Source organism: Streptomyces sp. NPDC059371, assembly GCF_042751995.1.
In the GTDB taxonomy this organism is placed as follows: Bacteria; Actinomycetota; Actinomycetes; order Streptomycetales; family Streptomycetaceae; genus Streptomyces.
The window spans coordinates 1-8,887 of sequence record NZ_JBHYXD010000005.1; the positions used below are offsets into that span (position 1 = coordinate 1).

Genomic DNA, 8,887 nt, shown 5'->3' on the forward strand with positions numbered 1-8,887 from the left:
ACCCGACCGGCCGCCAAGAACACGCACCCGACCGGCCGCCAAGAACACGCACCCGCCGACGGGCCGTAAGGCGCCGTCGGCGGGTGCGGGTGAAGCGGGTGGTGCGGGGGTGAGATCAGTAGGCGCCGTTGACGTTGTCGATGGAGCCGTACTTGTCGGCCGCGTAGTTGCAGGCCGCGGTGATGTTGGCGACCGGGTCGTAGATGTTCGACGACGTGCCGGCGACGTGGTACGCCTGGAACGTGGGGTCGATCACCTGGAGCAGGCCCTTGGAGGGGATGCCCGCGACGGCGTTGGAGTCCCAGTTGTTGATGGCGTTGGGGTTGCCGGAGGACTCGCGAATGACGTTGCGGTGGATGCCGTCGTAGCTGCCCGGGATGCCGGCCTTGGCCATGACGTCCAGGGATTCCTTGATCCAGCCGTCGAGGTCGTTGGTGTACGTCTTGGCGGCGGCCTGGGTGACGGTGGTCGACTTGGACTTGGCGACGGCGGGGGTCGCGTTCGCCGTGGTGCGGACGGTCGTCGACTTCAGCGTCTTCGTGCCGACGGTCAGCTTCAGGCCCGGACGGATCACCGCGGGGTTGTCGCCGATGACCGCGCGGTTCGCCGCGTACAGCTTCTTCCAGCCACCACTCTTGGGGTACTTCTTCGCCACCTTGGACAGGGTGTCGCCGGCGACCACCTTGTAGGTGATGAGCTGGACGTTGGGGACCACCGCGGTGTGGGCGGTCTTGGCCGCCTGGGGGGCCTGCGCCGGGGTGGCGGCGCTGGCGCCGGTCGCGCTCACGAGGGGGAGGGCGAGGGCGATGCCACCCGTTCCGGCGGCGATCATGCCCCGGGTGATGACGTTGGTCTTCATGCGGCGGTGCTTGGCTCGTACGGGCATGGCGAAATGTCCTCTCCGACGCCTGCGAGGTGAGCTGTCGGGTTCGGGCGGGAGATGCCCGGCCGCGCTCTGGGCGCGGCTTCACCCCAAGCCGTTCCGGGTGTGTCCGGACCGGCGGCTTACCTGTGGTTCCCCCGCTCCTGCCGTGCGTGGGTCGATGGGTTTCCGGGCGGCGGCAGGATTCGGCGATCCGCCCGGGTTCGACCAGAACGTATGCGAGAGCACATGTCCGAAACAAGACGAGATTTGACCGTGAAGATCGCTTTCGCCTGGTTAATGCGAGGGTGAAAAGTCCGATTGTGCCGGAATTGGATCCTCAACTTGCCTTTCGCAAAGGGGTTGATCCAGAAAGGGCACCCGGCGGCGGCCTGGCGGGCCGGTGACCCAACTCACGAGACCAAAGAGCATCAAGGCGCCATGAGGGGCCAATTCGGACATTGCGCCTGCGTCGGCGGGCGCTGTCAGGCCCCCCGGAAGGCGCTGAGCGGCCCCTGGTGCGGCGGGAATTGTGGCGCGGGACACATCGGGGAGCGCGGCAGGTCCCGGGCGGGAGCGTCGGCCGGGGGCGGGCCGAACCCCGGTGGGCGCGCGGCGAAGTGGACGTCGTGCCAACCGAGTTCGGCGTGTGCGGGCCCCGCCGGAGGTGAACTCCCGTGCCCGCGGGCCCGGTCGGCCGGGCCGGTCAGCCGGCCGTGCGCGGGATGCGCTTCTCCCAGGTCCGGTGGAAGACGACCTCGTCACCGTTCCTGCAGACGAGTTCGTCGGTCGTGATGAAGTCCTGCGCGTCGCAGGCGATGGCGGAGACCGTCTCGACGCGGGCGTCCCACGGCAGCTCGGGCCGGTGCAGCCGGATCGACCAGACCGAACGGGCGCGGGCGGACAGTGGGTCCGTCGCGTCGATCGTGTACGTCTCCCGGGCCTCCTCCGTGCATTCGAGGCCGTCGGGGAACACCCGGGTCCCGCCGCGCCCCGGGTCCACCTCCAGGCTCCAGGTCTCCGCGGCCACGTCGCGCAGGACCAGGCGCCGCGGGCGGGGCTCGTCCAGGGTCGCCGAGACGGTCACGCCGAGGGGTTCGGCCTCCTCCGGTTCCCCGAAGGTGATCGAGGGGTCCGACTCCTTTGCCCGTACCGGGAGTTCGAGGACGCTGCCGACCGGCTCCAGGGTGAAGCCGGCCTCCGAGCCCGGCTGGGGCCAGATCCAGGGCCAGTACGCGGAGGAGACGCCCAGCCGGATGCGGTGGCCCGCCGGGAACGCGTAGCCGATGGCGTTCAGGTCGAGGACCACGTGCTCCGTGGCGCCCGGTCGCCAGGGAACCGCCTGGTCGAGGCCCCGGCGCGCCGACAGGTTCAGGGCGCCCCGGGTGACGAGCGTGGACGCCCCGTCCGGGGCCACGTCGCACAGCCGGGCGATCACCTGGCCCCTGGGCGACGCGGACGTCAGCCGCAGATTGACCCGGGGGCGGCCCAGGACCCAGGTCTCCTCCGTCACCTCGAACTCGAAGCAGGCCGACCGGGCGTCCTCCTCCCGCTGGTCCGGCGGCAGGTCGGCGTCGTCGCCCGAGGGGAAGAGCCGGCCCGCGTCGACCCCCGTGTGCTGCGGGGACCGCACCGGCAGCGGAGCGCCCTGGAGCGCGTACGCGACCGGGGTCACCGAGGGTGAGGGCCAGGCGGGGTCGCCCACCCAGCGGCCGGGGACCCGCTCGTACACGGTCGCCGGCGGGTGCGCGTCCATCACGTACGAGCGGAGAAGAGGGACGGAGAGCGTGTCCGTCTCCTCGTCGCGGAGCCAGTGGTCCCACCAGCGCAGCGTCTCCTGGAGGAAGCCGATCGCCGGTCCGGGCGGCAGGCCCCGGTCCGGGTACTGGCGGGACCAGGGGCCGATGAGACCTCGTACGCGATCCGGCGGCAGGTTCCGCACCAGGCGCAGCACCGTGTCGCGGTGCGGGTCGTGCCAGCCGCCGACCGCGAGGACCGCCGCGCGGATGGCTCCGTACTCCTCGCGGACGCCGCCCTCGCGCCAGTACGCGTCCCGGGTCTGGTGGGCCAGCCAGGTGTGCGCGCAGGGCGTGACCGCCTCCAGCCGCTTCTCCCACATGTCCCGCCACATCCCCTCGCCCACGTGCGCGGGGTCCGGCGGGCGGGCGGCGAAGGCGAGCAGACGGGCCGACCGGGCGTGCGTGTCGACGGCGAGGACGGAACCTCCCGCGTGGTGCGAGTCGTTGTCATAGAGGTCGTCGGTCGAGCAGACCGTGACGACAGCCTTGAGCGGCTCGGGCGCGCGGGCCGCGACGCGGAGGGAGCTGAAACCGCCCCACGACATCCCGAACATGCCGACCCGGCCGGTGCACCAGGGCTGAGCGGCCAGCCAGGAGATCACCTCCACCCCGTCGTCCGGCTCGGCCCCCGACCGCTCGTCCCCCGGCAAGCCCTCCGAATTGCCGTGCCCCCGCACGTCCACGCGGACGGAGGCGTAGCCGTGCCCGGCGTACCAGGAGTGTCGTTGCCGGTCGCGCGAGGCCGTCCAGTCGGTCAGGCGGTACGGGACGTACTCCAGGAGCGCCGGTACGGGCTCCTCGGTCAGTGGCCGCCAGATCCGGGCGTACAGACGGGTGCCGTCCGAGAGAGGGACGAGGACGTCCTCGTGAGTGGTCTCGTAGGGGAAGGACGTACGGATGTGCATGAGCGTCACCTCAGGGGACGGAATGCGTCGTGCGGCACGGCCGGAAGAACGGGGACCGTCGGGTCCCGGCCGTACACGGGTCGGGCACGGCTGTGGGACACGGTGGCCTCTTCCGGGTGCTTCGCCGCATGTCGTCGCAAATCGGTTCACATCGTCTGATCATGAACATACCGCCGGTGATCGGGTGCCGCCCGTGAGCCGGGGTACCCGTCGTTGGGGCACCTAGGTGCTTCCCGTGTGCCTTCCGGGTGTACTCCCGCATACCTCCTGGCGGAGCCAAGTGGGCCGGGGGACGGTGGGCGCTCGTGGTGATCGAAACGTGACCGGATACGCTGACTTGAGTGATGGCAGCGACACATCGACAAACCGTGTCATCGACCGAATGATCGACCGAGTTCGCCATGTGATCGTCAGCAGACAGGAGAACCTCTCGTGACCGTCGTCGGGCCGTTCGGGCTGAGCGTGCGGGACCAGGCTCTCGAAGCCGATGTCCAGGCCGGATTGGCGGCTGTCGAGGAGGGTTTGCTCGAAGCCACCAAGAGCGAGGTCCCGTTCATCACGGAAGCCGCCCAGCACCTCGTGCGGGCCGGCGGGAAGCGGTTCAGGCCGCTGCTCGTGATGCTCGCCGCGCAGTTCGGCGACCCCTACGCGCCGGGTGTCGTGCCCTCGGCCGTGGTCGTCGAGCTGACCCACCTCGCCACGCTGTACCACGACGACGTGATGGACGAGGCCGAGGTCCGGCGCGGGGTCGACAGTGCCAATGTGCGCTGGGGCAACTCGCTGGCCGTCCTCACGGGTGACTTCCTCTTCGCCCGTGCCTCGTACATCCTGGCCGACCTCGGGCCCGAGGCCGTCCGGATCCAGGCCGAGGCGTTCGAGCGGCTGGTGACCGGACAGATCCTGGAGACCGCGGGGCCGCGCGACGGCCGCGATCCGGTCGACCACTACCTCGACGTGCTCGGCGGCAAGACCGGGTCCCTGGTCGCGGTCGCGTGCCGGTTCGGCGCGATGATGTCGGGCGCCGACGAGACCGTCGTGGACGTGCTCACGCAGTACGGCGAGCGGCTGGGCGTCGCCTTCCAGCTCGCGGACGACGTCCTCGACATCGCGTCCGACTCGCACGAGTCCGGCAAGACGCCGGGGACGGACCTGCGCGAGGGCATCGCCACGCTGCCGGTGCTGCGGCTGCGCGAGCGCGCCGAGCGGCTGGGCCTCGCCGAGGACATCGCACTGTGCGAGCTGCTCGAATCCGACTTGACCGACGACGCGCGGCACGCGGAGGCGCTGGCCCGGCTGCGGGAGCACCCCGCACTGGAGCAGGCGCGCCGGGACACCGTGCGGTACGCGGAGGAGGCGCGCGCCGCGCTGGCCCCGCTGCGCGAGTGCGACGCGAAGGCCGCGCTGGTCGAGTTGGTGGACGCGGTGGTGCACCGGGCCGGCTGAGCCGACGCGGGGGTCACCGGTTACGGACAGGCTGGGAAGCCTTGCGCGAGTCACCGGTCACGGGCCGGCTGGGAAGCCGACACGCGAGTCACCGGTCACGGGCCGGCCAGGGCGCCGAACGGCGGATGTCCGGTCATGAGCCGGCCAAGGTGCCGTGCCGAACGGCGAACGTCCGGTCATGGACCCGCCAAGAGGCCGGTTCGCGGTTCACCGGTCACGTGCCGGTCGGGGCGTTCATCCGTCGATGTCCGGTCACGGGCCGGCCGGGATGACCGGCCCATGCGAGGGGCGGCTGTCAGTAGCCTCCGCCGGCTCCCGGGCTCGTGGTGGCCGGTGCCGGTGTCGAAGACGTCGCGACCGGTGTGGTGATCTTCGCTCCGCTGGGCGTGACGGCCCACCACGTTCCGTCCACTCCCTGGCCGTACGGCTCCTTCGGCTCGTCGTCCTTGGCGTACCGGTACAGGGGCCAGCCCGCGAGGGTGATCTGGGTGGTGCCGTCGTTGCGCTTCACTGTGGAGACCAGGCTCTTGTCGATGCCCTTCGTCGTCACCGCGCTCTTGGCCGTGGTCGTGGCCGCGGGCCAGAGCGCGGCGCAGGTGTCGTAACAACTGACCCTCGTCGGGTTCACCGAGTCCGTGTCGAAGCGGTACAGGACGTAGCCCTTGCCGTCGGTCACGACCGTCCCCAGTTTCGCGACCTTGGCGGTGGTCAGCGTCGACGTCGCCGATCCGGTCGTGCCGCTCTGCGTGGAGCCGCTCTTCTTCGGGGTGCTGGTCCCGCTGCCGCTGCTGCCGCCGCCTCCCCCTCCGCATCCGGCGAGCGCGAGCGCCAGGACGGCGGCGCCCGTGGCGGCGTATCCCGTGACGTGCCTGATGGCAACCATGGTGATCCCTCGATCCTGTGAGCCCGGAGTGCTGGGCGCTCCGGTCGCTGCCACCCGTACGTACGGATTCGAGCCGATTTTTGCTCGAATGGTCGCCACATTTGACTGCTTCTGAGCGATACGGAGTGATGTGACCGGCGCCACACGGCGAGGGTGAGTCCGGGCCGGACCGGGTCCGTAATCCTGCGCAGAAGCTGACGCAGGGGACGTCGGCCGGGTTACGGGGAGAAAACGGAATCATGGGATCGAACACCATGTTCACGACGCGTCGCCAGAGCCTGATCCTGATCGGCGTGGCGGTGGCCACCGCAGCCGGAGTCACCATCGCCGTCGTCCCGGCGGCCGCCGCCGACCACGGCGCGCACGCCGGGAGCACGAGCCGGAGCCGGAGCGGCGGCGCGCACCATGCCGGGCGCGACGCGCGGACGGCCGTGACCAGCCACGCGGTCATGGGCGGCAGCGGCGGCACCGTCCTCGCCGCGAGCCTGCGCGGCGCCGCCGAAGTGCCCGTCGCGGGCGGCCCCGCCGTCGGCGACCCGGACGGCGCGGCGCTGGAGTTCATCAAGGTCGAGGGCGACAAGGTGTCCGTCGCGGTGAAATGGCGCGGTACCGGCAGGCCCACCCTGCTCCACATCCACCAGGGCGCGAAGGGAGCGAACGGCGACGTCAAGATCGACTTCAGTGGACTGCTCGGCCGGATCAAGGGCCACAGCGCTGTCGGAACCGTCAAGGTCGAGGACACGGCCCTGCTCGACACGCTGAAGAGCGACCCCGGTTCGTTCTACGCCAACCTGCACACCACGAAGTTCCCGGGCGGGGCCGTCCGCGGACAGCTCCACAAGGTGACGGGCACCTTCGACTTCCGCAACGCCCTGCACAACTTCCAGGCGTCCGTGGTCGAGGGCGAGCAGATCTACGAGTGCAAGCCGGCCGACGGCGGCGGCCACGCCTTCGCCCAGCGCGACGTCTCCGCACGGCTCGGCGGCCACATCGCTCACTCGTTCGTGAAGCCCAACTCCGGTACTCCGCAGTGGATCGCGCCCGACCGCAGTGCCGTCACCGGGGCGCTGATCGCGAAGACCCCGAACGGCGCAACGAACATCCCCGAGCTCGACCTCAGGGCCGCGCAGTCCGGCGGGGACCACGGTCTGCTGGCTGGCACGCAGGAGATCCTGCGCCTCAACACGGTGGGCGGTGTCGCCCCGGCGGGCTCGTGCACGCCGGGCGCGATCGTGGGTGTTCCCTACCGCGCCGACTACGTGTTCGTGCAGCGCTGAGCCGAGCCGCTGAGCCGCCGGTCCGGCAGGACATCGGCCGACGCGTCGCCAGGGCGGCGTTTCCCCCGTGAGCGACCCCTACGGGTCCGGGGGAGGCGCCGCCCTCTCACGTCATACCGCAGGACTACGCGGAGTTGAGCCCGCGGGTTGACGCGTTCATCCGGCGTATTTGGTCAGATGGAGAACACCACTCCTCACCGGTTCCGGGTGAGAATGGCGGCTTAGGAGTGGAGCGGAAACGAGGGCAGGGCCGCCGCCGACGACGGAGGTAAGGCACACATGGCACCGTACGAATCCGACGACAGCGCGAGGGCCGAGGAGGCCGACGACAGGCTCGCCGGGCGACGCAAGGCCGCTCGGTACGTCGTTCCGGTCGCGGTGGTGGGGGTGGCGGCGGCGACGATCGGGCTCGTCCCGGCGCTCGCCGACTCCGGAGACCCCGACCTGCCGAAGGTCACCGCGCAGCAACTCATCGAGAAGATCGCCCAGTCGGACGTCCAGCAACTGTCCGGCACCGTCAAGATCAGCACCGATCTGGGGCTGCCCGACCTGGGCGGTCTGGAGAGCGGCCTGCTGTCCGGCGCGGCCGGAGGGCGCGACGGTTCCTCCGCCGACCCGCAGTCCAAGCTCCTCGAACTGGCCTCGGGCACGCACACCCTGCGTGTCGCGGCCGACGGTCCGGACAGGGGCAAGGTCTCCCTGCTGGACGACGCCGCCGAGTACAGCGTCATCCACAACGGCAAGGACGTGTGGGGGTACGACAGCAAGTCGAACGAGGTGTTCCACTCGACGTCCGCCGAGTCCGGGCACGCCGGCGAGGGCGCCGATGACAAGGCGCCGCGGGATGTCCCGGCCACCCCGAAGGACTTCGCCGACGAGGTCCTGAAGTCCGTGGACGACACGACCTCCGTGACCGTCGACGGCACCGCCCACGTCGCCGGCCGCGACGCCTACAAGCTGGTCATCAAGCCCCGGCAGTCCGGCACCACGGTCGGTGCGATCAGCATCTCGGTGGACGCGAAGACGGGGCTGCCGCTGAAGTTCACGCTGACCCCGGCGAGCGGTGGCGCGGCCGTCGTGGACGCGGGCTTCACCCAGGTCGACTTCTCCCGGCCGGCCGCGTCGACGTTCGCCTTCACCCCGCCGAAGGGCGCGAAGGTCACCGAGGGCGACGACCCGAAGGGCGCGAAGGGCGGCGAGTCGAAGGGCGGCGAACCGAAGGACTTCGAGAAGACGCTCCCGAAGGGCTTCGAGAAGGCGCTGCCGAAGGGACACGAGGGGACGGCCGAGGATCTCGGCGGTTCGAAGACCATCGGCGAGGGCTGGAACGCGATCCTCGTCCTCGAAACCGGTGGCGAGGGCATGCCGTCCGGCGCGTCCGGCTCGACCGGCAACAGCGACGTCGACGGGTTCCTGAACTCCCTCGGCGACCACGTCAAGGGCAAGTTCGGCTCGGGCACGGTCTTCTCGACCCGCCTGGTCAACGCGCTGATCACGGACGACGGCACGGTGTACGCCGGGGCCGTCACCAAGGCCGCGCTGGTGAAGGCGGCTGACGCGGCCCAGTAGCAGCAACCAGGCGAACCGAACCGAGGGAGCCCATGGAGGAGCTGTCCGCCGACGAGCCGGATCCGGCGCCCCCCCGCGGGGCCGCGCCCGCCCCCCCGGGGGGGCGCGCGGGCCCCCCCCCGCCCCACGCCGGGAGCCACGGGGTTGGC

At 71.1% G+C, this 8,887-nt stretch carries 6 protein-coding genes and 1 riboswitch; of the genes, 3 read left to right on the forward strand and 3 right to left on the reverse strand.

Features of this window, described 5'->3' with window-relative positions:
- Positions 1–115: 115 nt before the first annotated feature.
- Positions 116–886: a transglycosylase SLT domain-containing protein gene (locus tag ACFXGX_RS04525; RefSeq protein ID WP_384784599.1), complete on the reverse strand. Its 771-nt coding sequence runs from the start codon at positions 884–886 to the stop codon at positions 116–118.
- 4 nt (positions 887–890) lie between these two features.
- Positions 891–1,084: riboswitch (cyclic di-AMP (ydaO/yuaA leader) on the reverse strand.
- A gap of 484 nt (positions 1,085–1,568) precedes the next feature.
- Positions 1,569–3,566 carry a CocE/NonD family hydrolase gene (locus ACFXGX_RS04530; protein ID WP_384784601.1) on the reverse strand — a complete coding sequence of 666 codons (1,998 nt, stop codon included), beginning with the start codon at positions 3,564–3,566 and terminating at the stop codon, positions 1,569–1,571.
- Between the two features lie 432 nt (positions 3,567–3,998).
- Here ACFXGX_RS04530 and ACFXGX_RS04535 point away from each other — a divergent pair, with 432 nt between their 5' ends.
- On the forward strand, positions 3,999–5,009 hold the full coding sequence (locus ACFXGX_RS04535) for a polyprenyl synthetase family protein (protein WP_355761912.1): 1,011 nt from the start codon (positions 3,999–4,001) through the stop codon (positions 5,007–5,009).
- Between the two features lie 295 nt (positions 5,010–5,304).
- Here the strand turns inward: ACFXGX_RS04535 and ACFXGX_RS04540 are convergent, their stop codons facing one another.
- Positions 5,305–5,892: a hypothetical protein gene (locus ACFXGX_RS04540; protein ID WP_384784604.1), complete on the reverse strand. Its 588-nt coding sequence runs from the start codon at positions 5,890–5,892 to the stop codon at positions 5,305–5,307.
- A gap of 239 nt (positions 5,893–6,131) precedes the next feature.
- On the opposite strand from ACFXGX_RS04540, the gene ACFXGX_RS04545 reads away from it, so the two are divergent.
- Both ACFXGX_RS04545 and ACFXGX_RS04550 read left to right on the forward strand, forming a co-directional pair.
- Positions 6,132–7,169: a CHRD domain-containing protein gene (locus ACFXGX_RS04545; protein ID WP_384784606.1), complete on the forward strand. Its 1,038-nt coding sequence runs from the start codon at positions 6,132–6,134 to the stop codon at positions 7,167–7,169.
- A gap of 279 nt (positions 7,170–7,448) precedes the next feature.
- On the forward strand, positions 7,449–8,738 hold the full coding sequence (locus ACFXGX_RS04550) for an outer membrane lipoprotein carrier protein LolA (protein ID WP_384784608.1): 1,290 nt from the start codon (positions 7,449–7,451) through the stop codon (positions 8,736–8,738).
- Positions 8,739–8,887: the final 149 nt, after the last annotated feature.